Origin of the sequence: uncultured Arthrobacter sp., assembly GCF_902805515.1 — a bacterium.
Lineage (GTDB): Bacteria > Actinomycetota > Actinomycetes > Actinomycetales > Micrococcaceae > Arthrobacter_D.
The window spans coordinates 11,392-36,436 of the sequence record NZ_CADCTE010000001.1; the positions used below are offsets into that span (position 1 = coordinate 11,392).

At 67.7% G+C, this 25,045-nt stretch carries 23 protein-coding genes; 18 read left to right on the forward strand and 5 right to left on the reverse strand.

Translation table 11 applies throughout. The features are described 5' to 3' along the window. Positions 1–82 precede the first annotated feature (82 nt). The 3 genes from gcvP to QZX79_RS00065 are packed head-to-tail and all read left to right on the forward strand — an operon-like array spanning position 83 to position 5,467. Positions 83–2,944, forward strand: a complete 2,862-nt coding sequence (gene gcvP / locus QZX79_RS00055) for an aminomethyl-transferring glycine dehydrogenase (RefSeq protein WP_294563063.1) — start codon at positions 83–85, stop codon at positions 2,942–2,944. A 5-nt stretch (positions 2,945–2,949) separates the two neighbouring features. Further along, complete coding sequence (gcvT, locus tag QZX79_RS00060; RefSeq protein ID WP_294563065.1) at positions 2,950–4,056, forward strand: glycine cleavage system aminomethyltransferase GcvT; 1,107 nt, start codon at positions 2,950–2,952, stop codon at positions 4,054–4,056. 37 nt (positions 4,057–4,093) lie between these two features. Continuing rightward, positions 4,094–5,467 (forward strand): L-serine ammonia-lyase, encoded by a 1,374-nt coding sequence (locus tag QZX79_RS00065; protein WP_294563066.1) that lies wholly within the window; start codon positions 4,094–4,096, stop codon positions 5,465–5,467. 75 nt (positions 5,468–5,542) lie between these two features. Here the strand turns inward: QZX79_RS00065 and QZX79_RS00070 are convergent, their stop codons facing one another. Together QZX79_RS00070 and QZX79_RS00075 are read right to left on the reverse strand one after the other, a co-directional pair. Beyond that, positions 5,543–5,998: a MarR family winged helix-turn-helix transcriptional regulator gene (locus QZX79_RS00070; RefSeq protein ID WP_294563067.1), complete on the reverse strand. Its 456-nt coding sequence runs from the start codon at positions 5,996–5,998 to the stop codon at positions 5,543–5,545. Positions 5,999–6,100: 102 nt separating this feature from the next. Next, complete coding sequence (locus QZX79_RS00075; protein ID WP_294563068.1) at positions 6,101–6,910, reverse strand: alpha/beta fold hydrolase; 810 nt, start codon at positions 6,908–6,910, stop codon at positions 6,101–6,103. Between the two features lie 93 nt (positions 6,911–7,003). Here QZX79_RS00075 and QZX79_RS00080 point away from each other — a divergent pair, with 93 nt between their 5' ends. Beyond that, on the forward strand, positions 7,004–7,729 hold the full coding sequence (locus tag QZX79_RS00080) for a response regulator transcription factor (RefSeq protein WP_294563069.1): 726 nt from the start codon (positions 7,004–7,006) through the stop codon (positions 7,727–7,729). 21 nt (positions 7,730–7,750) lie between these two features. Here QZX79_RS00080 and QZX79_RS00085 read toward each other — a convergent pair whose 3' ends face one another. Further along, complete coding sequence (locus QZX79_RS00085) at positions 7,751–9,637, reverse strand: glycerophosphodiester phosphodiesterase (protein WP_294563071.1); 1,887 nt, start codon at positions 9,635–9,637, stop codon at positions 7,751–7,753. Positions 9,638–9,759: 122 nt separating this feature from the next. On the opposite strand from QZX79_RS00085, the gene QZX79_RS00090 reads away from it, so the two are divergent. The 12 genes from QZX79_RS00090 to dnaB all read left to right on the forward strand — a co-directional run bounded on the left by QZX79_RS00090 (position 9,760) and on the right by dnaB (position 21,897). After that, entirely contained in the window at positions 9,760–11,442 is a 1,683-nt protein-coding gene (locus QZX79_RS00090) for an ABC-F family ATP-binding cassette domain-containing protein (protein WP_294563072.1), read from the forward strand. Between the two features lie 77 nt (positions 11,443–11,519). Next, positions 11,520–12,758: an MFS transporter gene (locus tag QZX79_RS00095; RefSeq protein WP_294563074.1), complete on the forward strand. Its 1,239-nt coding sequence runs from the start codon at positions 11,520–11,522 to the stop codon at positions 12,756–12,758. A gap of 46 nt (positions 12,759–12,804) precedes the next feature. After that, complete coding sequence (locus QZX79_RS00100) at positions 12,805–13,797, forward strand: ATP-binding cassette domain-containing protein (RefSeq protein ID WP_294563075.1); 993 nt, start codon at positions 12,805–12,807, stop codon at positions 13,795–13,797. Between the two features lie 59 nt (positions 13,798–13,856). Next, positions 13,857–14,642 (forward strand): ABC transporter permease, encoded by a 786-nt coding sequence (locus tag QZX79_RS00105; protein WP_233091815.1) that lies wholly within the window; start codon positions 13,857–13,859, stop codon positions 14,640–14,642. 133 nt (positions 14,643–14,775) lie between these two features. Next, the gene (locus QZX79_RS00110) at positions 14,776–15,729 is read left to right on the forward strand and encodes an ABC transporter ATP-binding protein (protein WP_294563076.1); all 954 of its coding nucleotides are present in this window, start codon (positions 14,776–14,778) and stop codon (positions 15,727–15,729) included. Then, complete coding sequence (locus QZX79_RS00115; RefSeq protein ID WP_294563078.1) at positions 15,726–16,610, forward strand: ABC transporter permease; 885 nt, start codon at positions 15,726–15,728, stop codon at positions 16,608–16,610. The genes QZX79_RS00110 and QZX79_RS00115 overlap by 4 nt, the downstream gene beginning before the upstream one ends. A 94-nt stretch (positions 16,611–16,704) precedes the next feature. Beyond that, entirely contained in the window at positions 16,705–17,997 is a 1,293-nt protein-coding gene (locus tag QZX79_RS00120; protein ID WP_294563080.1) for a M18 family aminopeptidase, read from the forward strand. A gap of 173 nt (positions 17,998–18,170) precedes the next feature. Further along, entirely contained in the window at positions 18,171–18,476 is a 306-nt protein-coding gene (rpsF, locus tag QZX79_RS00125; protein ID WP_120165970.1) for a 30S ribosomal protein S6, read from the forward strand. Positions 18,477–18,536: 60 nt separating this feature from the next. Continuing rightward, positions 18,537–19,091 carry a single-stranded DNA-binding protein gene (locus tag QZX79_RS00130; protein WP_120165972.1) on the forward strand — a complete coding sequence of 185 codons (555 nt, stop codon included), beginning with the start codon at positions 18,537–18,539 and terminating at the stop codon, positions 19,089–19,091. Positions 19,092–19,205: 114 nt separating this feature from the next. Beyond that, on the forward strand, positions 19,206–19,445 hold the full coding sequence (gene rpsR, locus QZX79_RS00135) for a 30S ribosomal protein S18 (RefSeq protein WP_005273147.1): 240 nt from the start codon (positions 19,206–19,208) through the stop codon (positions 19,443–19,445). Between the two features lie 17 nt (positions 19,446–19,462). Then, a complete protein-coding gene (gene rplI / locus QZX79_RS00140; protein ID WP_294563095.1) occupies positions 19,463–19,912 on the forward strand; it encodes a 50S ribosomal protein L9 in 450 nt (149 codons plus the stop codon). Positions 19,913–20,520: 608 nt separating this feature from the next. Then, complete coding sequence (dnaB, locus tag QZX79_RS00145) at positions 20,521–21,897, forward strand: replicative DNA helicase (RefSeq protein WP_133404248.1); 1,377 nt, start codon at positions 20,521–20,523, stop codon at positions 21,895–21,897. A 13-nt stretch (positions 21,898–21,910) separates the two neighbouring features. Here the strand turns inward: dnaB and QZX79_RS00150 are convergent, their stop codons facing one another. Both QZX79_RS00150 and QZX79_RS00155 read right to left on the reverse strand, forming a co-directional pair. Continuing rightward, the gene (locus QZX79_RS00150; protein ID WP_159617423.1) at positions 21,911–22,330 is read right to left on the reverse strand and encodes a MarR family winged helix-turn-helix transcriptional regulator; all 420 of its coding nucleotides are present in this window, start codon (positions 22,328–22,330) and stop codon (positions 21,911–21,913) included. A 201-nt stretch (positions 22,331–22,531) separates the two neighbouring features. Then, positions 22,532–23,452, reverse strand: a complete 921-nt coding sequence (locus QZX79_RS00155) for a PRC and DUF2382 domain-containing protein (protein WP_294563098.1) — start codon at positions 23,450–23,452, stop codon at positions 22,532–22,534. 489 nt (positions 23,453–23,941) lie between these two features. Here QZX79_RS00155 and QZX79_RS00160 point away from each other — a divergent pair, with 489 nt between their 5' ends. Then, complete coding sequence (locus QZX79_RS00160; protein ID WP_294563100.1) at positions 23,942–24,277, forward strand: hypothetical protein; 336 nt, start codon at positions 23,942–23,944, stop codon at positions 24,275–24,277. A gap of 95 nt (positions 24,278–24,372) precedes the next feature. After that, on the forward strand, positions 24,373–24,933 hold the full coding sequence (locus QZX79_RS00165) for a cysteine hydrolase family protein (RefSeq protein WP_294563102.1): 561 nt from the start codon (positions 24,373–24,375) through the stop codon (positions 24,931–24,933). The last annotated feature ends 112 nt before the right edge of the window (positions 24,934–25,045 follow it).

The following is a 25,045-nucleotide window of genomic DNA, read 5'->3' on the forward strand; positions in this document are numbered from 1 at the left end:
GGAAACTCTCAGGTCCAAGACACAGAGCGGGGAGGAACTCGAAAAGGGACGCGCTTCCAGCGCTTGAACGTACGGAGTTTCCATGACCGCCCATGCCGACCTGGCTTCCACCTTCGCCGACCGCCACATCGGTCCGCGCACCTCCGACGCCGCGCAGATGCTGTCGGTCCTCGGATACCCCAGCATCGACAAGCTCGTCGACGTCGCCGTTCCGGCAAGCATCCGGTCCGCCAAGGCCCTTGATCTTCCTGCTGCGCTCAGCGAACCCGAGGTGCTGGCGCAGCTGCGCCGGATCGCCGGCCGCAACCGGACCGCTGTGCAGATGATCGGCCAGGGCTACTTCGACACCGTCACTCCTCCGGTGATCCGCCGCAATGTCCTCGAATCCCCCGCCTGGTACACCGCCTACACGCCCTACCAGCCGGAAATCTCCCAGGGCCGCCTCGAGGCCCTCCTCAACTTCCAGACCATGGTCCAGGACCTCACCGCCCTGGACATCGCCAACGCGTCGCTGCTCGATGAAGCCTCGGCCGTCGCCGAGGCCGTGCTGCTGATGCGCCGCTCGGGCAAGAACAAGTCAGGCCGCACCGTCCTCGACGCCGACTGCCTCCCGCAGACCATCGCCGTGGTCCGCGGCCGCGCCGAGGCGCTCGGCTTCGAGGTCGAGATCGCCGACCTCGCCCAGGGCCTGCCCGACGGCGACATCAACGGCGTCGTCCTCCAGCAGCCCGGTGCCTCCGGTGCCCTGCGCGACTCCACCGCGGTCATCGCCGCCGCCAAGGAGCGCGGGGTCCTCGTCACGGTCGCCGCCGACCTGCTGGCCCTGACCCTGATCACCGCCCCGGGCGAGCAGGGCGCCGACATCGCGGTCGGCTCCGCCCAGCGCCTTGGCGTTCCGCTGTTCTTCGGCGGACCGCACGCCGCCTACATGGCGGTGCGCAAGGGCCTCGAGCGCATGCTGCCCGGCCGCCTGGTCGGGGTGTCCAAGGACGCCGACGGCGCCCCCGCCTACCGGCTGGCCCTCCAGACCCGCGAGCAGCACATCCGCCGCGAAAAGGCGACGTCGAACATCTGCACCGCCCAGGCGCTGCTGGCCATCACCGCCAGCATGTACGGGGTCTACCACGGCCCCGAGGGCCTGAAGGCGATCGCCGAGCAGACCCACCGACGTGCCGTCGACCTCGCCGGCCGGCTGACCGCCACCGGAGTGAAGATCGTCCACGACACCTTCTTCGACACCCTGCTGGTCAGCGTGCCCGGCCGGGCCGCTGAACTCGCGGACCGCGCCGAGGAGCTCGGCTACAACCTGCGCCGCGTCGACGCGGACCACCTCGGCATTTCCTGCGATGAGACCACCACCGAGGACCACATCGCCGCCGTCGCCGGCGTGTTCGGCGCCGGCAGCGACGCCGGTTCCGGGGCAGCGGACACCCGGACCCGGATCCCGGCCGGACTGCGCCGCACCTCGGCCTACATGACCCACCCGGTGTTCTCGCTGCACCGTTCGGAAACGGCGATGCTGCGCTACCTGCGCCGCCTCTCCGACCGCGACCTGGCCCTCGACCGGACCATGATCCCGCTGGGCTCGTGCACCATGAAGCTCAACGCCACGGTGGAGATGGAAGCGATCTCCTGGCCCGAGTTTGCCTCGATCCACCCGTTTGCGCCCGCCGCGCAGACCGAGGGATGGCGCGAACTCATCACCGATCTCGAGGAGCGCCTGGCCGAGATCACCGGTTACGCCAAGGTGTCCCTGCAGCCCAACGCCGGCTCGCAGGGTGAGCTCGCGGGCCTGCTCGCCATCCGCGGCTACCACCGCTCACGCGGCGACGAGAACCGCACGGTGTGCCTGATCCCCTCCTCGGCGCACGGCACCAACGCCGCCTCCGCCGTCCTCGCCGGTATGAAAGTGGTTGTCGTGGCCACGGCCGCCAACGGCAATATCGACCACGACGACCTCAAGGCGAAGATCGAGCAGCACGCCGAGAACCTCTCCGCGATCATGATCACCTACCCCTCGACCCACGGTGTGTTCGAGGAGGATGTCCGCTGGGTCTGCGAGCAGGTGCACGCGGCCGGCGGACAGGTCTACATCGACGGCGCGAACCTTAACGCCCTCGTGGGGCTGGCCAAGCCGGGTGAGTTCGGCGGTGACGTCTCGCACCTGAACCTGCACAAGACGTTCTGCATCCCGCACGGCGGCGGCGGCCCCGGCGTCGGGCCGGTCGCCGTGGCTGAGCACCTCATCGACTTCCTGCCCGGGGACGCGAACCGGGACATCACCACCGACGAGGCCGCCGGCGGCGCCCCCGTGTCGGCGTCGATGTACGGCTCGGCCGGAGTCCTTCCCATCTCCTGGGCGTACGTGGCCCTGATGGGCGCGGAGGGCCTGACCAGCGCCACCGCGCACGCCCTGCTCGCCGCGAACTACATCGCCGCACGCCTCGACGGGCACTTCCCCGTGCTGTACACCGGCGCCCAGGGGCTGGTGGCGCACGAGTGCATCCTGGACCTGCGCCCGCTCACCGCGAAGACCGGGGTCACCGCCGAGGACGTCGCCAAGCGGCTCATCGACTACGGCTTCCACGCGCCCACGCTGTCCTTCCCGGTCGCGGGAACGCTGATGGTGGAGCCCACCGAGTCGGAAAACCTCGCCGAGCTCGACCGGTTCATCGACGCCATGATCGCCATCAAGGGCGAGATCGACCGGGTTGCCGACGGCGAGTGGACCGTCGAGGAAAGCCCGCTGCGCCAGGCCCCGCACACCGCCACCACGCTCATCGGAGACGACTGGAGGCAGTCCTACCCGCGCGAGCTCGCCGCGTACCCGCTGCGCTCCCTGCGGCACGACAAGTACTTCCCGCCCGTGCGGCGCATCGACGGCGCCCACGGTGACCGCAACCTGGTGTGCTCCTGCCCTCCCATCGAAGCCTTCGAGGACTAAACCCAATGCCCAAGCAGACCCCGCTCTACACCCGGCACGAAGCCCTCGGTGCCTCCTTCACCGATTTCGGTGGCTGGCAGATGCCGCTGAAGTACGGCAGCGAGCTCGAAGAACACCACACGGTCCGCCGAGCCGCCGGCCTGTTCGACCTCTCCCACATGGGTGAGGTCCTGGTCACCGGACCCCAGGCGGCCGAGTTCCTCAACTACGCGCTCGTGGGCAACCTGGCGGTGATGCCGGTGGGGAAGGCGAAGTACTCCCTCATCTGCAACGCCGACGGCGGCGTGATCGATGACCTCATCACCTACCGCCTGGCTGAGGACCGCTTCCTCGTGGTGCCCAACGCCTCCAACGCCGACACCGTCGCTTCGGAGCTGCGCGACCGCGCCGCCGACTTCGACGCCGTGGTGGAGGACCAGTCGGAGTCCACCGCCCTGGTGGCCGTCCAGGGGCCCAACGCAGAGGCGATCCTGCTGGCAATGGCGGCCCCTGGCGACGCCGAGGCCATCACCTCGCTGCGCTACTACGCCGCCGTCGAGGTCGAACTGGTCGGGGTGCCGGTCCTGCTGGCCCGCACCGGGTACACCGGTGAGGACGGATTCGAGCTGTTTGTCGGCAACTCCTTCGCGGTGCGCGTCTGGGACGCGGCCCTTGAGGCGGGTGCGGGCCACGGCCTGATCCCGTGCGGCCTTGCCTCCCGGGACTCCCTCCGCCTCGAGGCCGGCATGCCGCTCTACGGAAACGAGCTAGGCCTCTCAACCAACCCCTTCGAGGCCGGTCTCGGTCCGGTGGTGAGCCTCAAGAAGACCGAGGACTTCGTGGGCCGCTCCGTCCTGGAGCCGCTGAAGGCCGCCGGGCCGGCACGCCGCCTGGTCGGGCTGCGCGGCACCGGCCGGCGCTCCGCGCGCGCCGGGTACGACGTCGTCATTGACGGCGCGGCCGTGGGCACGGTGACGTCGGGGCTGCCCAGCCCCACCCTCGGCTACCCGGTGGCGCTGGCCTACGTCGACTCGGCCCTCGCGGAGCCCGGCACCGAAGTCCAGGTCGACCTCCGTGGCCGCCCTGAGCCCTTCACCGTCGTGGAGACACCGTTCTACAAGCGCGCCAAGTGACGCCGATCGACGGCTCCATCGCACCAGGGGGACTTCAGTGACCATCAGCGCATTCGACCTGTTCAAGATCGGCATCGGCCCGTCCAGTTCACACACCGGCGGGCCGATGACGGCCGCCTACCTGTACACGGAACTGCTGCGGGGAGAGGACCTGCTCGAGCGGGTCGACCGCCTCCAGGTCGAGCTCTTCGGATCGCTCGGCGTCACCGGGCACGGTCACGGCACGGTGAAGGCGATCCTGCTTGGTCTTGAGGGCAGCCAGCCCCATCTCGTCGATCCGGCCACCGCCGATGAACGGGTGGGACGCATCGGCGAGCTGAAGTCGCTGCGCCTTGCCGGAGAACGTACCATCGGCTTCGATCCCGACCGGGACCTCATCCTGCACCGGCGTCAGCGGCTTGAATATCACACCAACGGAATGCGCTTCCAGGCCTGGGACGCCGAGGGAACCCTGCTTCGGGCGCGCGACTACTTCTCGGTGGGAGGCGGATTCGTCCTCGACGAGAACCAGATCGGCGTCGAGACGCAGCCCGGACCCGAGGTCGTCGTGCCCTTCCCGTTCAATACAGCCGACCAGCTGCTTGAACTATGCCGCAAGCACGATATGTCGTTTTCCGAGATCGTGCTCGCCAATGAGAAGGCCTTCCGGAGCGAGGAGGAGGTCCGGGCGGGCCTGCTGCAGATCTGGGAGGTCATGCAGGACACCATCCGCCGGGGAACCAGCACCGGCGGCGTCCTGCCCGGAGGGCTTGCCGTACGGCGGCGGGCCGCCCGCCAGCTGGAACTCCTCGAGAAGGCCAACGACCCCGAGGACCGGCTCGGAACCATGGAATGGGTGACCCTGTTCGCTCTGGCGGTCAATGAGGAGAACGCGGCCGGCGGCCGTGTGGTCACCGCGCCCACCAACGGCGCCGCCGGCATCATCCCGGCCGTCCTCAAGTACTACGTCGACTTCGTTCCCGGCGCCAGCGACGACGGCGTCGTACGCTTCCTGCTGGCCGCCACCGCCGTCGGGGCCCTGTTCAAGAAAAACGCGTCCATTTCCGGTGCGGAGGTGGGATGCCAGGGCGAGGTCGGCTCCGCCTGCGCCATGGCGGCCGGCGCCCTGGCCGAGGTGCTCGGGGGCACTCCGGAGCAGGTGGAAAACGCCGCGGAGATCGGGATCGAGCACAACCTCGGTCTGACCTGTGATCCGGTCGGCGGGCTGGTGCAGATCCCCTGCATCGAACGCAACGCGGTCGGCGCGATCAAGGCCATCACCGCCGCGCGGATGGCGGTCCGCGGCGATGGGCAGCACCACGTCTCGCTCGATATCGCCATCAAGACGATGCGCGACACCGGGGCGGACATGATGGACAAATACAAGGAGACGGCCCGGGGCGGGCTCGCCCTGAATGTGGTGGAGTGCTGAGCGGGAAGGTTCCGCTCGGCCGCCCCCAAGATGCTAGACGGCAGGGACTAGACGGCAGGGACTGGACGGCAGGGACTAGACGGCGGTCTGGACGGCGGCCTGGACCGATTTGCTCCGCTGCGGGGCGAGTTCGATCACGATGTCGCGCAGGAGTCCGCGCAGCTCCTCGGACTCAAGGCCCTCGCCGGTCATGAGGGACCGCTCGATGTCCTGCGCCTGGGCGAGGGCCATCAGCCCGGCTTCGGTGATGGTGATGCGCTGGCTGCGGCGGTCGCGGGTGTCTCGGATGCGGGAGATGAAGCCCTGCCGCTCGAGCTTCTCAAGGGTCTTGCCGATGGTCTGGGCCTGGACATGCACGGCCAGGGCGAGCCGCGCTCCGGTCATGGTGCCCTCACGGGACAGGACGCCCAGGGTGGTGTAGCCAGCGTGGGTGATGCCGATATCGAGGAGTCGCTCGTTCCACGCATGGTCCACCAGCCGGGCGGCGGTGGTGAGGAGGCGGCTTGTTGACCACTCGTTCAGGTTCGGCATGACGGTACTTCTTCCAGACGCTAGTTGATCCCTGTCTCTCCACTATGAACCTAAATCTTCAAGTTTTCCCTGTGATCCGCCCAAAGCTTTAAGCAAGGGTGCTTAGGAAGCGGGATGCCTGGGCCTGAATTTCCCCCGACCATCGTCGAGCCCGCGCCGGTGATGTGTGAGGAAGGTCTCGATGGCTCCACGTACCTGATCAGGAGCGGTGTGCTGGACGACGTGGGGCTTACCTGCAATCTGCACAAGCGACCCAAGGCGCGCGGCCGCGGCGAGTTCCCGGCACCAGGGCTCCCGTGCCACGGGATCCCGTGAGCCGCGCATCACCAGGACGGGACATTCAACGGCCCGGACCGCCTCCTCCAAGGCGTATGCCATCATGGGTCGCAGCTCCTGCAGGTACCAGCGCGGGCCGGTCCGCAGGTAGTCGGTGAAGACCATGAGGTTTACTGCCGGTGGTTCTCGAAGGGTGTCGAGCGCAAGGTCCGCCGCCTGCCGCCAGACCGAGCGGCGCCTCTTGTCCACCACCGGGCCGATCAGCACGATCCCGGCAACCCGCTCGGGGTCCTGAAGTGCGGCCGCGGTGACGATCTGCGCTCCCATGGAATGGCCGATCAGCACGCAGTTGGCTACCCCAGCCCCGGCCAGGGCGTCCAGCAGGACGGCGGCATGGTCCTCCACGGAGAGCGCGGGGCCGGGGGACGGGTTGGGCCCGAAGCCCGGCAGGTCCACGGCATAGGTGTCGGCCGTCGCTGTGAGTTCGGCATGCAGGCGGTCAAGGTAGCGGTGCGACATTCCGATGCCGTGGATCAGGATAAACGGCGGTTCTGTGCTGCCCGTGGGCCCGGGGGAAAAGTGGATGCGGAGGATGTGCCCGCGCAGGCGGACAGTCGAGACAGTGCGGGAGACCATTTGGCGAGTGTAGCCCGGCCTTCCATCCGCCAAAGTTCAAGGAATCCTCAAGTTTGGACAGCGGTTCCCCGGATTTTCTGGCAAGGTATTGCTATGCCCGATATCCATGAACCACGCACCGCCCTCATCGTCGAGGACGACGAGGACATCCGGGAGCTGCTGGGCACGGCACTGCGGTTGAAGGGATTTTCGATCCTCGAGGCGGCGACCGGGCACGAGGGCCTGGCGAAGGTGCGCGAGCATCAGCCCGACCTGATCACCCTGGATTTGAACCTCCCCGACCTCGACGGGGTCGAGGTCTGCCGCCAGTCAAGGGCGATGAGTGATGCCTATATCGTGATGGTGACCGCGCGCCAGGACGAGATCGACCGGCTGCTGGGCCTGGAGACCGGCGCCGACGATTTCATCGGCAAACCGTTCAGCCCGCGCGAGTTCACGGCCCGCGTCTCGGCCATGTTCCGCCGGCCGCGCACAGGCCCCGGCGTGGCCGGCAACGGCAGCTCCCCATTGCTGCGCCACGACGGACTGCTGATGGATGTCGAGGGTCGCACCGTGAGCCTCGACGGCGAGGAGCTGGCCCTGACGAGGATCGAGTTCGACCTCCTCGAGGCCCTGCTCGACGGCGCGTCGCGGGTGTGGTCCCGCGAGGCACTCCTCGACCGGGTCTGGGGGGACGGCTGGGCGCTCGACCACCACCTCGTGGAGGTGCACATCCGGAACCTCCGCCGGAAGCTCAGCGACGACACCAGCAATCCGCGGTTCATCCGCACGGTCCGGGGCGTCGGGTACCGGTTGATTCCGCTGACACCGGTGCGCTGAGGCCGCCGCGGCCGACCAGCTCTACAGCAGGCTGAGCTCGTCGAGGGCATCACGCAGCCCCGGCGCGCTTCCCCGCTCGTCATCGATGCTTTTCCGTTCGCTTTGAACGACATCGGGCCGGTCGGTGATGATTCCGTCGACCGGCACCCGCAGGAACGTCCGGATCGCATCGGGGTCGTTCACCGTCCACACCCACAGCTCCTTGCCGCGGCCGCGCGCGAGGGCGGCGAGTTCCTCGGTGAAGAAGGACTGCTCCACCACGAGGAAATCGCCCGGCTCCCCCTCCAGGGTGCCGACATTGGCGGCCACGGTGTAGCCCACCCGAAGCGCGGGCCGCTTCTCCTCGATCTCCCGGACCACCTCGCTGCTCAGGGAATGGTAGATGTGATGACCGGTCGCGCCGATCGAATCGAGCTCCGCCAGGAGCCGGTCCACCACCTGGGGCGATTCGTGCCCGTGCAGCTTGAGTTCGATCAGGAGCTTCACGCCGAGCTCCTCGGCCCGGAGGACGTAGTCAATGAGGGAAACCATCGAATCGCTGTACCCGCCGACACTCACGTCGATCGCCTCGGCCTCGGCGAGGGTCAGCTCGTAGGTGTTCACGTTGAGCCCCGAGACGATCCACAGGTTGACGTCGTGGCTGAGGATAAAGCGCCCGTCCCGGGTCTCCTGGGCGTCGATCTCGACGAAATCCGGGCGCACCCGCGCCGCCGCCTCGAGGGCGCCGATCGTGTTTTCCACGCCTCCGCCGACGAACCCGCGGTGGGCGATGATCTTGGTGGACCCGGAGTCCGCGGGCACGCTTCCGGCCGCCGGGAGGATCGACGCCGACTGGACGGCCGTGGCTCCCATCACCGTCAGGCCGAGGACCACGAGGGCCGCCTGCCGCCGCCTGGAGCGGCCCCGCCGGTGGGGTTCCGGGGGCGCCGGGGCAGGCGGCGGTGCCCCGTCGGGAAGGCCAGTGCGCCGGTGGCTGTAGGCGGCGGTCAGGGCGTGGAGGATCACGACGAGCGCGAAACTCAGCACCACCGCGGAGCCGACATTGGCGATGCCGTAGCCGGCGGCCGCCACGGCGGGGGCGATGGGCGGGGCGAAGCGGTCCGCAAGGGCGGCGCCGAACACCACCGCCTCGGTCAGCAGGGTCGAGAGCGCACCGGCGCCGGCGGCGACGATTCCGATGACGGCGGCAATCCGCCAGGACTGGCGTCGGGTCGCCGCCAGGCTGCCGGCCACGGCGCGGCCCGGAGACTTTCCTTCGATCACCAGCAGCGGGAAGGTGAAGATCAGGCGGAGATTCACGTACAGGAGTACGGCGAGGACCGTGCCGTACAGGGCGGCGCTCACCGGCGCCTTGAGCATCTCGCCGCTGACGAACAGCGGCACGGCGATGCCCCGGGTGACCGTGGAGAACAGGCCGAATCCGCCCAGGGGCATGACCAGCAGGACATAGACGATCAGCAGGGGGGACTGGTAGTGGACCACCGCCCGGATGGCCCGGGCCACGTCCTCGATCACCGGCCGCAGCTGCAGGGGCAGGGCGCACTGCTGGCGGTGGACCAGCACGATCAGGGTGACAAGCTGCACGCTCACCACCGCGAGGGCCGCGACCACCAGCAGGATCATCAGCAGCAGCGCCACGGGGTGCGCCAGCACCATCCCGAGGTTCTGGTCACTGATGCGGGGCAGGCCCGATGCGGCCAGGACGAGGCGGAAGAGTGCCGACAGGGCCGGGAGCGCCAGCAGGATGGTGGCGCCGTTGAGGACCAGGGAGGCGAGCTGAAGGGGGAGGAACCCCCTGAGCGCCTCGGTCAGGGCCTTGCGCAGGGATGTCCGCAGGGGAAAGGGCGCCGATGGCACGCGGGTTTCGGGCGCGCCGGTTGAGCGCCCGATCCGCTTGGCCATGTACATCTCGCGTATCCCTTCGGGTCTCCGGAGCCCCGGAGCGCGCGTCGGTGGGCCGCCAGCGGAGCATTTACCGAACCACTCTAGGCCCAGCGGGCCGCCGCGGGGACCGCCGCTAAGCTTTAGGGGTGGCTCACCTTGACGTTTCCAACATTGATTATTTCCTCTCCGACGGACGGCAGCTGCTCAATGCGGTCTCCTTCCGGGTCGGGGAAGGCCACAAGACCGCCCTGATCGGGCCCAACGGCACGGGCAAGACAACGCTGCTGCGGATCATCGCCGGAGACCTGACCGCCGATGAAGGGGCGGTCACCCGCTCGGGCGCCCTGGGCATCATGCGCCAGTTCGTGGGGCAGGTGCGTGATGACACCACCGTCCGCGACCTCCTGGTCTCCGCCGCGCCGCCGGCCCTCGCGCGGGCGGCGAAGGCCGTCGATGACGCCGAGCTGGCCATGATGGAAACCGATGACGAACCCACCCAGATGCGCTACGCCCAGGCGATCGCCGACTGGGGGGACGGCGGCGGGTATGAACTGGAGACCACCTGGGACGAGGTGACCATGGCGGCCCTCGGCATTCCGTTCGACCGCGCCCAGCACCGGGCGGCATCCACCCTCTCCGGAGGTGAACAAAAACGCCTGGTCCTCGAGGCGCTCTTCTCCGGGCCGGACGAACTGCTCCTGCTCGATGAGCCGGACAACTACCTCGATGTGCCAGGCAAGCGCTGGCTCGAGACGAAACTGGCCGAGTCGCGCAAGTCGGTGCTCTTCGTCAGCCACGACCGGGAGCTGCTGGCCAACGCCGCCACCCGCATCGTCACCCTTGAGCCCGGCGTCCTCGGGGCGTCCGCCTGGACCCACGGCGGAGGATTCGAAACCTACCTCAAGGCCCGGCAGGACCGGAACGCCCGGTTCGAGGAGCTGCGGCGCCGGTGGGATGAGGAGCACCTGAAGCTCAAGGAACTCGTGAACATGTACAAGAACAAGGCCGCGTTCCGCTCCGATATGGCCAACCGTTACCACGCGGCGCAGACGCGGCTGGCGAAATTCCTTGAGGCGGGCCCGCCGGAGGCCCTCCCCATGGAACAGAACGTGTCGATGCGGCTGCGCGGAGGACGGACGGCGAAGCGGGCGGTGGTGGCCTCGAAACTGGAACTGACGGGCCTGATGAAGCCGTTCAGCACCGAGATCTGGTTCGGCGACCGGGTCGGCGTCCTGGGCTCCAACGGGTCCGGCAAGTCCCACTTCCTGCGGCTGCTCGCAGGCGGGGGGACCGACCCGGACAAGGAACACCAGCCGGTGTCCGACGTCGACATCGCAGAAGTGCCGCACGAGGGGACGGTCAAGCTCGGGGCGCGCATCCGTCCGGGATTTTTCGCCCAGACCCATTCGCGTCCGGACCTGCTGGGCCGGACCCTCCTCGATATCCTGCACCGCGGCGATGAGCACCGCTCGGGCCTGGGACGGGAGGCGGCTTCGGCCGTTCTCGACCGGTACGGCCTGGCGGGACAGGCCGAACAGCGGTACGACTCGCTCTCCGGCGGGCAGCAGGCGCGGCTGCAGATCCTGCTGCTCGAACTCTCCGGCGCCACCCTGCTGCTGCTCGACGAGCCGACCGACAACCTCGACCTGCACTCGGCCGAAGCGCTCGAACACGCCATCGACGCCTTCGAGGGAACCGTCCTCGCCGTCACCCACGACCGGTGGTTCGCCCGCAGCTTTGACCGGTTCCTCGTCTTCGGCTCCGATGGGAAGGTCTATGAAAGCAAGGAACCCGTCTGGGATGAGGGGCGGGTCGCCCGGGCCCGCTGAGCCGGGCACCGGACGCCGGCGGCCGGTTCGTCCCTGCCGGCGGGTTTCGTCCGGGCCGGGACGGAGGGCGGACCGGTTTGAAAGCCACCGAAGGACGCGGCTACGGTGGCAGGGTGAACCCCAACCTGAAGTCCGCCGTCTGGGCCACCTTCGCCATCTTCGGGCTCAACGGCCTTGTCTTCGCGAGCTGGGCCGCCCGGATCCCCGCTGCTTCGGCAGCGCTTGAGCTCAGCTCGGGCCAGATGGGTGCGCTGCTGCTGGTTGGGGCGGTGGGTTCGGTGCTGTCCCTGCCCCTTGCCGGTTTGATCTCGGCACGCGTCGGCACGGCGAACACCGTGCGGATCGGAGGAGCTGCAGCGGCGCTCGCCGCGGTCACCGTCGCCGCCGGCCTGCAGTTCCAGTCGGTGCCGCTGACCGGGGCGGGACTGTTCCTCTTCGGTTCGGGCGTGGCGCTCTGGGACGTCGCCCAGAACATCGAGGGCGCCGACGTCGAACGCCGGCTGCGGCGCACCATCATGCCGCGCTTCCACGCCGCCTTCAGCGGCGGCGCGTTCCTCGGGGCGCTGCTGGGCGCCGGCCTTGCCGCCGTCGACGTCGACCTGCCGGCGCACCTGGTGGCCGTTGCGGTCCTGTCCCTCGCCGTGTCTCTGTGGATGCCCCGGTATTTCCTGCCCGTGGCTGCGCCCGGGCACACCGCGCAGGTGCCGGTGGCGGGCGGCAGGTTCTCCGCCTGGCGTGAGCCGCGCACGCTGCTGATCGGACTCGTGGTGCTGGGTGCAGCGCTGACGGAGGGCGCCGCCAACGACTGGGTGGCCAAGGCCACCGTTGACGGGCTGGGCAGCAGTGAAAGCGTCGGGGCCCTCATGTTCGCCGTCTTCGTCGCCGCAATGACCCTCGTCCGCTTCGTCGGCGGGGGATACATCGACCGCCACGGGCGGGTCCGGGTGCTTCAGGCGAGCCTGGGAACCTCCCTCGCGGGCCTCCTCCTGTTCGTGCTCGCCCCCAATGTCCTCCTGGCGGGGGTGGGGGCCGTGCTGTGGGGTGCCGGGGCCGCACTGGGCTTCCCCATGGGCATGTCCGCGGCCGCCGATGACCCGCGCCACGCCGCGCTGCGGGTCTCCGTCGTCTCGACGATCGGCTACACGGCCTTCCTCGCGGGCCCGCCCCTGCTGGGCTTCCTCGGTGACCTCGTGGGGATCCGCACCGCCCTGCTCGCCGTCGGCGCCGCAGTGCTCGCGTCGTTCCTCGTCGCCCCCGCCGCCCGCGAACGGGCCAGCGAAGAGCACACGGCAATTTTGGATAAGGACAGAACCTGACCTGATTGGTGCGGGGTCGTGGGAGTGCGCGCCTAAGCTTTTCCGCATGACAATGATTGAGGCCTCCGGTCTGAAGAAGACCTACCGCTCAAAGAGCGGCCCGGTCCATGCCCTTGCCGGGATGGACCTATCCGTGCCCCGCGGAACGGTGAAGGCGCTGCTCGGCCCGAACGGCGCCGGGAAGACCACAGTGGTCAAGGTGCTGACCACGCTGATCCGGCCCACCGAGGGCACCGCCCTCGTCGACGGAATCGACGTCCTCTCGAACCCGAAAGCGGCCCGCCGCATCATCGGGGTCTCGGGCCAGTATGCGGCCGTCGACGAGAACCTCACCGGCTTCGAGAACCTTGAAATGGTGGGCCGGCTCTACCACCTGAGCGCCCGCGAGGCCAAGCGCAGGGCCCAGGACCTGATCGAACAGTTCGAACTCACCGAGGCGGGCAACCGGCCGGTAAAGGGTTTCTCGGGCGGCATGCGCCGCCGGATCGACCTCGCCGGGGCACTGGTGATCAACCCCAAGGTGCTCTTCCTCGACGAACCCACCACGGGACTCGATCCGCGCAGCCGCCTCTCGCTCTGGGGGATTATCAAGAACCTGGTCAGCGACGGCACCACGCTGCTGCTGACCACGCAGTACCTCGAGGAGGCGGACCAGCTCTCCGACGACATCGCCGTGATCGACGGCGGGCGTGTCATCGCCGAGGGAACGGCAGATGAACTCAAGGCGCAGATCGGCGGCCACCGGGTGGTGGTCACCCTGGTGAACCCGGCCGACGCCGGAGCGGCGCGGGAAATCCTCGGCCGCCACGGTGACGGGGAGGCCACCGTCGGAACCGACGGCCGCACGGTCGAGGTGGGCGTGATCAACGGGCCGCGGGCCCTGCAGTACGTCCTCGGCGACCTGGGGCAGGCAGGGGTCGAACTCCACGACGCCGGCATGCGGCGCCCCAGCCTCGATGATGTCTTCCTCAAGCTCACGGGCCGGCACGCCGAGAACACCGATGAGAACGCCCCTGCTGAGAAGGAGAACGCGAAATGAGCGTCCTGGCCCCCGAAAACCGGCAGGCCCGGCCCGCGCCCGAGCCCGGTGCCGCCTCGATGTGGCTGTCCGACGGATGGACGGTCACCAAGCGCAACCTGACCAAGCTCAAGCGGTCCCCGGACATGCTTGTGTTCGCCGTGCTGCAGCCGATCATGTTCGTGCTGCTGTTCAGCCAGATCTACGGCGGCTCCATCCAGGTCCAGGGCACCGACTACACCCAGTACCTCATGGCCGGGATCTTCGCCCAGACCGTGATCTTCGGCTCGACCTTCTCCGGCTCGGCGATGGCCCAGGACCTCAAGGACGGCATCATCGACCGGTTCCGGACCCTGCCGATGAGCTCTTCGGCGGTTCTGGTCGGACGCACGAACAGCGACCTGGTGCTCAACGGCATCTCCATGCTCATCATGATGGCGACCGGGTTCGTCGTCGGCTGGCGGGTGAACGCCCCCTTCAGCAGTTTCCTTGCCGGCATCGGGCTGCTGCTGCTGTTCTCCTATGCCTTCAGCTGGGTCATGGCACTGCTGGGCATGAGCGTGAAGTCACCGGAGGTCATCAACAACGCCTCCTTCATGATCCTGTTTCCGCTCACGTTCATCTCCAACGCCTTCGTCCAGAGCCAGACCCTTCCGGCGCCGCTCGAGGCGTTCGCGAACTGGAACCCGGTCTCCGCGCTGGTCCAGGCGGCACGGGAGCTCTTTGGGAATGTCGGTTCGGTGCCCACCCCGGATGCCTGGCCCATGCAGAACGCCGTGCCGACGGTCCTGATCGGCGCGATCCTGATGCTGCTGATCTTCGTTCCGCTGTGCATCCGCAAGTTCGCCTCGATCAGCTCCCGCTGAACGCTGTCTCCACACCCGGTCAGGCGGGTTTCATCCGCCTGACCGGGTGCGGGCGGTTTCTCCCCCTAGAGTGGCAACCGGGGGGCCTTGTCCGACCGCGCCTTCCTTACCCGGCAATCCAGAGGACGTTCCCATGATCGAGGCCCAGGGCCTGTTCAAACGCTACGGCGACAAGACGGCCGTCAACGGCATCTCCTTCACCGTCCACCCCGGCAAGGTCACAGGGTTCCTAGGGCCGAACGGCGCCGGGAAATCGACGACGATGCGCATGATCGTCGGACTCGACACGCCGAGCGCCGGCTCCGTGAGCGTGAACGGCCGCCGGTACGCCGAGCACCGGGCACCGCTGCGGGAGGTGGGCGCGCTGCTTGAGGCGAAGGCCTTCCACACCAAGCGCAGCGCCTACAACCACCTGCGGGCCATGGCCGCCACCCACGGGATTCCGAACAGCAGGGTGCACGAGGTCATCGAGATGACCGGGCTCGGGCCGGTCGCCAAGAAGCGGGTCGGCGGATTTTCGATGGGGATGGGCCAGCGCCTGGGGATTGCCGTGGCGATGCTCGGCGACCCGCAGACCGTCATCCTGGACGAACCCGTCAACGGGCTCGACCCCGAGGGCGTCCAGTGGATCCGGCACCTCGCCCGCGGCCTCGCCGCCGAGGGGCGGACCGTCTTTCTCTCTTCCCACCTCATGTCCGAAATGGCGATGACGGCGGACCACCTGATCGTGATCGGTCGCGGCCGGATCATCGCCGATGCCCCGGTCTCCGAGATCATCGCCGGCCGCGGACAGCTTCGCACCCGCGTCCGCACCGACCGGCCCTCGGAGCTGCTGGCGGCGCTCGGCGGGGACGGCACGACCTCGACCCTCCTTGAGCCCGACCTGCTCGAAATCACGGGTCCCGATCCGCGCCGGATCGCCGAGGCGGCCCTGCGCCAGCAGGTGCTCGTATACGAACTGACCCCCCTGCAGGCCTCCCTCGAGGAGGCGTACATGGAACTCACCGCCTCCGAAGTCGAATACTCCTCGCACGACCTGCCCCTCGGCGCACGGGCCCAGGATGTCCCCGAAGGAAGCCGATCATGAGCACCTCGACGTCAACCCCCGCCGCTCCGGCCGGGGCCCGCCGTTCCGACGGACCCCGGCTTAGCTTCGCGCGCGTGCTGAGGTCCGAATGGATCAAGGTCACCACGGTGCCCTCGACCGTGATCCTGCTCGCGAGCACCCTCGTGGTGATGGTCGGCCTGGCCGCCCTGGCCTCCTGGTCCCTCCAGACGGGCCAGGCCCAGCTTGACTCCGGCGGACCACCGCCGCAGATGGGTCCTCCGGGGGATCCCCTGCCGGACTTCGGCGACCTCGCCCGCGGCACTCCCTCCTCGGGAATCATTTTCGGGCAGCTCCTCATCGCCTCCCTCGCCGTGGTGCTGATCGCCTCCGAGTGGGCCACCGGGATGATCCGGTCGACAATGGTGGCCGTGCCGAAGCGGGTGCCGGCCCTGCTGGCGAAGAACGTTATCGTCGCCGCCGTCTCATTCCTGATCGGAGCCGCCGCCGCGCTCCTGTCCTATGTTGTTGCCCAGCCCATCCTGGCCGTCGAGGACCTCGATTTCGCCCTCACCGATGACAAGATCGTGGCGAGCATCGTCAACACCGGCACCTATCTTGCCCTGATCGCGGTGATCTCCATGGGGATCGGCACGCTGTTGCGCAATACCGCAGGGGGAGTCGTGACGGCCGTCGGGCTCTTTTTCGTCCTTCCCGTAATCGTGGTGAACCTGATCTCCGGGCTGGCCGACTGGATCCCCGACGCCGCACGCTTCCTGCCGACCAACGCCGGGGAACAGCTCGTCGCCGTCGTCGCCGAAGAAGGGGCCCTGACCCAGCTCGAAGGCGGCCTCGTGATGGCGGCCTGGGCCGTCGTCCTGCTCATTGCCTCACTGCTGGTGACCCGCAGGCGCGACATCTGACGCAGCCGCTGCCGACCGGTTTCCGCCCGGTCCGGAGCCCGTTCTGCGGGCTCCGGACAGCGGAACCCGGCCGTTCTCTGATGTAATCGAAGGCATGTCCGACGCACTGACCCACATCAATGACCTCGGCGCGTATGTCAGCGCCTCCCCCTCAAGCTTCCATGCCGCGGCCGAGGGCGGCCGGCGTCTCCAGGCAGCCGGTTTTGTCCGCCTGCTCGAGGAGGAGGTCTTCCCCGCGGAGCCGGGCAGCTACTTCGTGATCCGAGATGGAGCGCTGATCGCCTGGGTCCTCCCCGCGGACGCGGGCGCGACCACCGGCTTCTCCATCCTCGGCGCCCACACGGACTCGCCCTCGTTCAAGCTCAAGCCGAAGCCGACCACCGGCCGGTACGGGTGGCTTCAGGCCGGCGTCGAGGTCTACGGCGGACCCCTGCTGAACTCCTGGCTGGACCGCGAACTCACGCTCGCCGGGCGCATCGTCACTCTCGACGGCCGGGAGCACCTCGTCGACACCGGGCCCCTGCTGCGCTTTCCGCAGCTGGCGATCCACCTGGACCGGGCCGTCAACGACGGACTCGCCCTGGACAAGCAGCAGCACATGTTCCCCGTGTGGGGCCTCGGGGACCCGCGGGAGGCGGACCTGCTCGGACTTGCCGCGTCGACGGCGGGGATCGACCCGGCCGACATCGGTGGCTTTGACCTCGTGGCCGCCGACACGCAGGCGCCCCGGGTCTTCGGTGCCGAGGCGGCCTTCTTTGCGTCGGGCCGGCTGGATAACCTCACCTCCGTGCACGCCGGGCTCGCCGGCCTGCTCGAGGCGGCCACCGGGGAGGAAGAGGGACGCCCCATCGCCGTGCTCGCCGCCTTCGACCACGAGGAGGTGGGAAGCGCCTCCCGTTCCGGGGCGAGCGGGCCCTTCCTTGAAGACATCCTGCTGCGCATCTCCGGTGCGCTGGGTGCGAACCTCGAGGACCGGATGCGCGCCCTGGCCGCCTCCTTCTGCATCTCCGCCGACGCCGGCCACGCCGTCCACCCGAACTACGCCGAACGGCACGACCCGGCCAACCACCCCGTGCTCAACGGAGGCCCGCTGCTGAAGATCAACGCCAACCAGCGGTACACCACCGACGCCCACGGCGCCGCGCACTGGGCGGTCCTCTGCGGCGAGGCCGGAGTGCCGTACCAGGAGTTCGTGTCGAACAACTCCGTTCCGTGCGGCTCAACCATCGGGCCGCTCACCGCCACCCGCCTCGGCATCCGCACCGTCGACGTCGGCACGCCCCTGCTGTCGATGCACTCGGCACGCGAGATGTGCGGGGTCGAGGACCCGGAACGCCTGGCGCGCGTGCTCTCCCGGTTCTTCGTCCGTCCCGCGGCTCAGTCCTGACCGGAGCCCCGAGGGGCGCCGTTCCGTGCAGGGCCAGCTATCCGGTAGTATTGGCAGGTCTGTGCTGATTCCGGCGGCCGGGAAATCCCGTCCGCAGCGGCCAGGCCAACGCTAAAGAACCTCCTGTTACGGAAAGGCCGTGACCGTTTAGCCCAAAGGAGGTGGGTTCACACATGCGTGCATATGAATTGATGGTAATCATCGACCCCGATGTCGAGGAACGTACCGTCGAACCAACACTTGAGAAGTTCCTGAATGTCGTCCGCAACGGCGGCGGCACCGTGGACAAGGTGGATATCTGGGGACGCCGGCGCCTTGCCTACGAAATCCAGAAGAAGGCCGAAGGCATCTACGCCGTCGTCAACTTCACCGCTACCCCCGCCGTGGCAGCCGAACTTGACCGCCAGCTTGGTCTGAACGAGACCATCATGCGCACCAAGATCATCCGCCCCGAGGAGCAGAAGGTAACGGCCGAGTAGTTCGGCACCCTTTCTACTGAACCTATCCCGCCCCGGCGGGACGTGACCCAAGGAGGCACCATGGCAGGCGAAACCACAATCACGGTCGTAGGAAATCTCACCAACGACCCCGAGCTTCGTTTCACGCCGTCCGGCTCGGCGGTGGCGAACTTCACCATCGCATCGACGCCGCGGACCTTCGACCGCCAGTCCAACGAATGGAAGGACGGCGAAACGCTGTTCCTCCGTGCGTCGGTCTGGCGCGAGGCTGCCGAGAACGTTGCGGAGACCCTCACCAAGGGAACCCGCGTGGTCGCCCAGGGCCGCCTCAAGTCACGGTCGTACGAAACCAAAGAGGGCGAAAAGCGCACCGTCATGGAGCTTGAGGTGGACGAAATCGGTCCCTCCCTGCGCTATGCGTCGGCGAAGATCAGCCGTACCCAGCGCTCAGGCGGTGGCGGCGGAGGATTCGGCGGCAACAGCGGGGGCGGCTTCGGCGGGAATTCCGGTACCAACTCCAACTGGGGCGGCGGCCAGCAGGCCCAGCAGCCCGCGGACGACCCGTGGGGCGCACCCGCAGGCGGCGGCTCCCAGGGCTGGGGCAACGGCCCGGATTCCTCCGAACCTCCCTTCTAGGCTCTCCCGAAGTCGGGGCCCGCTCCGTCCCGGAGCCCCTGACTCAAGATTTACCCCGCACATCCCATCCCGCAGAACAGTTCTGCGGGCTCCAATAGATCAAGGAGCACCACGATGGCTAAGGCTGAACTCCGTAAGCCCAAACCAAAGTCCAACCCCCTGAAGGCCGCTGACGTCACCGTCATCGACTACAAGGACGTAGCCCTGCTGCGTAAGTTCATTTCCGACCGCGGAAAGATCCGCGCGCGCCGTGTCACCGGTGTCACCGTCCAGGAGCAGCGCAAGATCGCCCAGGCAATCAAGAACGCCCGCGAAGTTGCACTCCTGCCCTACTCCGGCGCCGGCCGCGGCTAAGGGAAAGGAACCTTTTAATGGCAAAGCTCATTCTGACCCAGGAAGTAACCGGCCTCGGTGCCGCAGGGGATGTCGTCGAGGTGAAGAACGGTTACGCACGTAACTTCCTTCTGCCCCGCGGCTTCGCCCTGACGTGGACCAAGGGCGGCGAGAAGCAGGTCGAGTCGATCAAGGCCGCGCGTTCTGCCCGCGAGCACGCCTCACTTGAGGATGCCCAGAAGCAGGCTGCCGCCCTCTCGGCCAAGCCGGTCAAGCTCACGGTCAAGGCGGGCGACTCCGGCCGCCTGTTCGGCACCGTCAAGGCCGACGACGTCGCGAAGGCAGTTGAGGCCGCAGGCCTCGGCAGCATCGACAAGCGCAAGGTTGAACTGCCGGCCCACATCAAGTCGGTCGGCTCCTACCAGGCGAATGTCCGTCTCCACGAGGACGTAGCCGCCGTGATCGATCTGGACGTCGTCGCGGGCTAGTTCCGCCTGTCCAGCAGTACACCCAAGGGACTCCCGCCACGGCGGGGGTCCCTTGTGGTTAACCGCCGGTTGCGCTCTCCACCGGTGCGTCCGCGCGTCCCGGAGGTATGCGTACTCCGGAATCGATGGTCCCGCCGCAGGAGGGCCCTCCATCCAGCCCCGGCTATTGATCCTCATCACAGCCCCGGGCAACCGCACAGGGCCCTAGAGGTGCCATGCAGGAACCCGGAAGGTGCCTTTGGCGACCTCCCAAGCGGGGATGTCAACATGCAACCTGTGGATGAAGGTTCCGGGGAAATTAGTTTTCCTCCACAGGCACTGGATAAAGTCTGCCCACGTCAGAGGCGGTTTGGTGGGAAAAATAGTTTGTTGTCCACAGGCTTTTCCACATCCTGTGCACAAGACACGCCGCGGAGTCCACAGGTAATCCACAGGGCCTGTGGGGAGCGCGCTTGGTGCCGTGCCCGGCGGCGGCTAGCGTTGCGGAGGATCCCTCACGAATGGGAGTGCCGGGTGATACATCTTCAGTAACCGACCCCGGCCCAGCCGGTCAGCCAGGGGGCTGGCAGGCTGTCGAGGGGAGAGCTTAACGGAAGAAGGCGGCGCCCGTGTCCTTGGCACATGCAGACTCATCACAGGACACCCGGTCGCCGGAATTCGCCCGGACCCCTCCCCAGGACCTGGTGGCCGAGCAGTCGGTGCTTGGCGGCATGATGCTCTCCAAGGACGCCATCGCAGACTGCGTCGAGGTGCTCCGCGGCATCGACTTCTACCGGCCCGCCCACGAGAGCATCTACGAGGCGATTATCGACCTCTACGGCCGGGGCGAGCCGGCGGATGCCGTGACCGTCTCTGACGAGCTCACTAAGCGCGGCGAGATCTCCCGCATCGGCGGGCCCGCCTACCTTCACACCCTCATCCAGTCGGTTCCCACGGCCGCCAACGCCGGGTTCTACGCCGAGATCGTGCGGGAGCGGGCGGTCCTGCGCCGCCTCGTCGATGCCGGTACCAAAATCGTCCAGCTCGGCTACTCCAATGACGGAGAGGTCGACGACATCGTCAACGCAGCCCAGGCGGAAGTGTACGCCGTGGCTGAGCGGCGGACGGCCGAGGACTACGTCGCCCTCAAGGACATCATCGAGGGCACCGTCGACGAGATCGAATCCGCCGGGCACCGCGGGGAGGGCATGACGGGTGTGCCCACCGGCTTCTATGAACTCGACGAACTCACCCAGGGCCTCCACGGCGGCCAGATGATCGTCGTCGCTGCGCGTCCGGCTATGGGTAAGTCGACCTTCGCGCTCGACTGGGCGCGCTCGGCGGCCATCAAGCACAACCTGACAACGGTCTTCTTCTCCCTCGAAATGGGGCGCAATGAGATCGCGATGCGCCTGCTCTCCGCGGAGGCGACCATCGGCCTCCAGGACCTGCGCAAGGGAACCATCAAGGACGAACAGTGGGGCAAGATCGCCACCACCATGGGCCGCATGAACGACGCGCCGCTGTTCATCGACGACAGCCCCAATATGTCCCTGATGGAAATCCGCGCGAAGTGCCGGCGCCTGAAGCAGCGGCACGACCTCAAGCTCGTGGTCCTCGACTACCTCCAGCTGATGTCCTCGGGGAAGCGGGTCGAATCACGCCAGCAGGAGGTCTCGGAGTTCTCCCGTGCGCTCAAACTGCTGGCCAAGGAGCTCAATGTCCCGGTGGTGGCCCTGTCCCAGCTGAACCGTGGCTCGGAGCAGCGGACTGACAAACGCCCCCAGGTCTCGGACCTTCGCGAATCCGGCTCGATCGAGCAGGACGCCGACATGGTGATCCTGCTTCACCGCGACGACGTGTACGACAAGGAATCGCCCCGGGCCGGCGAGGCCGACGTCATTGTGGCCAAGCACCGTAATGGCCCCACGAAGACGATTGTGGTCGGCTTCCAGGGCCATTACTCGCGCTTCAACAATATGGCGGCGGACGGCGGAGGTTTCTAGGCTCCGCGCCTGCCTACTTGTGCGGTCCCAGCTCGTTGATGACGGTCTGGAGCCGGTTTCGCAGATCCTGTGAGGCAAGTCCGTCCTCGGGCATCAACTCGTGCTCGATATTCTGGGCCTTCTCCAGCGCCTTGAGGCCCGCCGACGTGATCGTGATGCGCTGGCTGCGCCGGTCCGCGGTATTCCTTAACCGGGTCACCAGTCCGCGCTTCTCCAGGCGGTCAAGGGTCCGCCCGATCGTCTGCGCCTGGACGTGGACCAGCTGCGCCAGCCGAACGCCGGTCATGGTGCCTTCCCTGGCCAGCACCCCGAGGGTCGTCAGGCCAGCGTGGGTGATCCCAATGCTCAGCAGCTTTTCGTTCCAGGAGTGTTCCACGATCCGGGCGGCGGTGGTCAGGAGGCGGCTGGTCGACCATTCGTTCAGCTCCGGCATGAGGGAGTGTCCTTCCACTAGGTGGTTGCGGTCGTCCTACCCACCACTCTAAACAAATGTTGAGTGAATAGGAAGCATACTTATTATCTCTGCCCCTGATTGGTTCAGCCCGGCGGCCGAGCGGGAACGTCAAGGGGCAGCGCGAACGGGAAAGGCCCGGAGCGTGCTGCTCCGAGCCTTCCCATCCGGCTGCCTGCCCGGTTAGATCCGGCCGTCGCGACGGTCCGAATCGTTCAGTCCGTTCCTGCCATCGCCGTCCACGTCGATCTGCTCCTTGCGGACCTCCTCGTTGACCGTGTGGTCTTCGGTCACCGTCTCCTTGTCGAGGCGCACGCGCTCGACGGGTACGGCATCCTTCTGGATGACCGGCTGCTCTTCGTGGAGGATCACTTCGTGCTCCTCCTCGCTGATCGCGGGCCCGTCCATTGCCGCTCCAACATTGGCGTCGGTGATGGGCTCACGCTCGATGCGCACTTCCTCGCGGCTCACGGGGACCGTCTTGGTGACGTTCTCCGTGACCACGTACTTGCGCAGCCGGGCCCGGCCGGCCTCGCGGCGTTCGGTACCTACACGCAGCTGCTCCTCGGAGAGGGTCATCGCGTCGTCGGTGGTCGGGCCGGAGGTGTCGTGGCCGACGGTGTCGCGGCGGCCGGTCTCGACGTAATCCGTGTCGCGTCGGTCGCTGTCGACGTAGTCCGTGTCGCGTCGGTCGGTGTCGACGTAATCGGTGTCGCGTCGGTTGGTATCCGTCATGCCCGTCGCCATGCCGGCGGTTCCGGTGGTGTCGGTGTATCCGCCGCCGGTGCCGCCAAGCTCATAGTGGCGGTAGAGGCGGTCCTCCTCCTCCGGGCTGAGGTTGCCGTCGGACTCGATGCGCGGTGCGTCCTTGACCTGCGCCTTGGTGTAGGGGACGCGCACATCGTGTCCCTCGACGTCGGCGCCCTGCAGCGGGACGAAGGACTCCGAGGTGCCGAACAGGCCCGTCTTCGCGGTGACCCAGCTCGGCTCACCGGTCTGGTCGTCAAGGTAGATCTGTCCGATTGACCCGATCTTGTCGCCGTCGGAGCCGATGACGTTGCCGCCGCGGCTGAGAATCGTGTCGATGTTTTCCTGGGTAATCATGTCGTTCTCCTTTTGCTGTAGCTCGTGGAAGAGGTCCTGATTTTTTCCTGGCTCTGAGGTCAGCGGTGATGGGATTTTCGAACTCTCCCCCCAAGGGACCACCGGCCTCTAGAGTAAGCACACTTAGTAGTTAATTGAAAGCGTGCTTAGCTTTTATTCAAAGAAAGTTCGACGCGGACGCACCGGCGAGCGCCGGTGCCGGTACGGCGTGGCTTCGCAAATCCGGGGCGTTCTCCGTAGAATCGAGGAAAGGTCCAGCCAAAGGCCACGGAGGATCCCCCGCGGGAGATTCCCGGACCTTCCCGCTGCCTTATTGGCCTGGAAAGGATTCCGGGCTCCTTGGTGGGGCGTCCGAAGCGATGCGTTGACGCCCCCGTCTCTTTCGGGTTGTCTTGCACTCTGCTTCCGGCGGACCTTCTTCTGTGCTCTCGCTGCTCCTGCCATGCTCAGCTCCAGCGCCCGCCCGGGCGAAAAACCGAAAGGCCCGCTATGCCCGACTTGGACGACGAGCGCATCAAGCGCATCATGGTCGCAGCAGCCGACCTGGAAAACGCCGAATTTGAACGCGACCGGCTCGCGCTGGTGTGCCAAGAGGCCGTCGAGCGCGCGCTTGAAGCGGGGGTGAGCCCTGAGGACGCGGCTGCGGCCGCCGGCATTGCCGAGCGCGACGTGGAGCGCCTCGTGGATGCACCGCAGGCCGACGAGGTCGTGCCGCTCCTGACAGCCGAGCCCCTACCGCCCGTAGTGGCGCCCGTATCGCCCGCAGTGGCACCCGTACCGCCCGTGCCGGTGGCTGAGAGTGGAATGGCCGCCGCCGAGGGGTAATCCCGAGGTTGGGTGGTACGTGCAGGACCGCGGGAGCGCTCCGCACGCCCTGAACCCAGCCCGCGGAGGGTAAGTGAACGACCGAGGAGACAGCCGTGAAACAAGCATTGCTGATCATCGACATGCAGAACGCCTACTTCGAGGACGGAACGCTCGAACGGCACCGCCCGGCGCTGACCCGCGAATGCAACCGCCTGGCCCGCCACGCCGCGGAGGCGGGCTCCGAGGTGCTGGTGGTCGTCACCGAGCACCAGCGTGACCGGTCAACCTGGACCCTGAGTATGCTCGAGGACGAGCAGGGCTTTCTCTTCACCGGCAGCCGGCAGGCGCAGCTCGTCGAGGGGCTGGAGGTCGACGGATTCGGGCGGGTGGTGAAGACCCGTGACAGCGCCTTCTTCGGCACCGACCTGGCCGGCAGGCTGCGGACCCTTGGGGTGGAGGGGCTGGTGCTGGCCGGCGTATCGACACACAACTGCATCGCGCACACCGCAGCCGACGCCTTCGCTTCCAACTTTCGAGTGGCCTTCGCCGAGGATGCCATCGCCAGCACCAATGAGGACTACGCCTCCTCCATGCTCACGATCCTCTCGGACGAGTACCGCCAGCCGGTGCTCTCCGGAGAGCCGCTCCTGCAGGCGCTCAAGTCCTCGTCCTAACCTCAAGTCCTCGTCCTGGTCGCGGCGGCGCAGGGGATGGATGACCATGGGGGAGACGTGAAAGGGGAGGGCGCTCGGCGCCCTCCCCTTTCACGTAGGTGCAGTCTGTTCC

Excerpts from the sequence above, each read along its gene's own strand:
- QZX79_RS00110 (WP_294563076.1), top strand. The coding sequence starts at position 14,776 with ATGATCGAGGCCCAGGGCCTGTTCAAACGCTACGGCGACAAGACGGCC.
- QZX79_RS00080 (WP_294563069.1), top strand. The coding sequence starts at position 7,004 with ATGCCCGATATCCATGAACCACGCACCGCCCTCATCGTCGAGGACGAC.
- gcvP (WP_294563063.1), top strand. The coding sequence starts at position 83 with ATGACCGCCCATGCCGACCTGGCTTCCACCTTCGCCGACCGCCACATC.
- QZX79_RS00160 (WP_294563100.1), top strand. The coding sequence starts at position 23,942 with ATGCCCGACTTGGACGACGAGCGCATCAAGCGCATCATGGTCGCAGCA.
- QZX79_RS00115 (WP_294563078.1), top strand. The coding sequence starts at position 15,726 with ATGAGCACCTCGACGTCAACCCCCGCCGCTCCGGCCGGGGCCCGCCGT.
- rpsR (WP_005273147.1), top strand. The coding sequence starts at position 19,206 with ATGGCTAAGGCTGAACTCCGTAAGCCCAAACCAAAGTCCAACCCCCTG.
- QZX79_RS00105 (WP_233091815.1), top strand. The coding sequence starts at position 13,857 with ATGTGGCTGTCCGACGGATGGACGGTCACCAAGCGCAACCTGACCAAG.
- QZX79_RS00085 (WP_294563071.1), bottom strand. The coding sequence starts at position 9,637 with ATGTACATGGCCAAGCGGATCGGGCGCTCAACCGGCGCGCCCGAAACC.
- QZX79_RS00130 (WP_120165972.1), top strand. The coding sequence starts at position 18,537 with ATGGCAGGCGAAACCACAATCACGGTCGTAGGAAATCTCACCAACGAC.
- QZX79_RS00100 (WP_294563075.1), top strand. The coding sequence starts at position 12,805 with ATGACAATGATTGAGGCCTCCGGTCTGAAGAAGACCTACCGCTCAAAG.
- QZX79_RS00070 (WP_294563067.1), bottom strand. The coding sequence starts at position 5,998 with ATGCCGAACCTGAACGAGTGGTCAACAAGCCGCCTCCTCACCACCGCC.
- rplI (WP_294563095.1), top strand. The coding sequence starts at position 19,463 with ATGGCAAAGCTCATTCTGACCCAGGAAGTAACCGGCCTCGGTGCCGCA.
- QZX79_RS00075 (WP_294563068.1), bottom strand. The coding sequence starts at position 6,910 with ATGGTCTCCCGCACTGTCTCGACTGTCCGCCTGCGCGGGCACATCCTC.
- QZX79_RS00120 (WP_294563080.1), top strand. The coding sequence starts at position 16,705 with ATGTCCGACGCACTGACCCACATCAATGACCTCGGCGCGTATGTCAGC.
- rpsF (WP_120165970.1), top strand. The coding sequence starts at position 18,171 with ATGCGTGCATATGAATTGATGGTAATCATCGACCCCGATGTCGAGGAA.
- QZX79_RS00155 (WP_294563098.1), bottom strand. The coding sequence starts at position 23,452 with ATGATTACCCAGGAAAACATCGACACGATTCTCAGCCGCGGCGGCAAC.
- QZX79_RS00150 (WP_159617423.1), bottom strand. The coding sequence starts at position 22,330 with ATGCCGGAGCTGAACGAATGGTCGACCAGCCGCCTCCTGACCACCGCC.
- gcvT (WP_294563065.1), top strand. The coding sequence starts at position 2,950 with ATGCCCAAGCAGACCCCGCTCTACACCCGGCACGAAGCCCTCGGTGCC.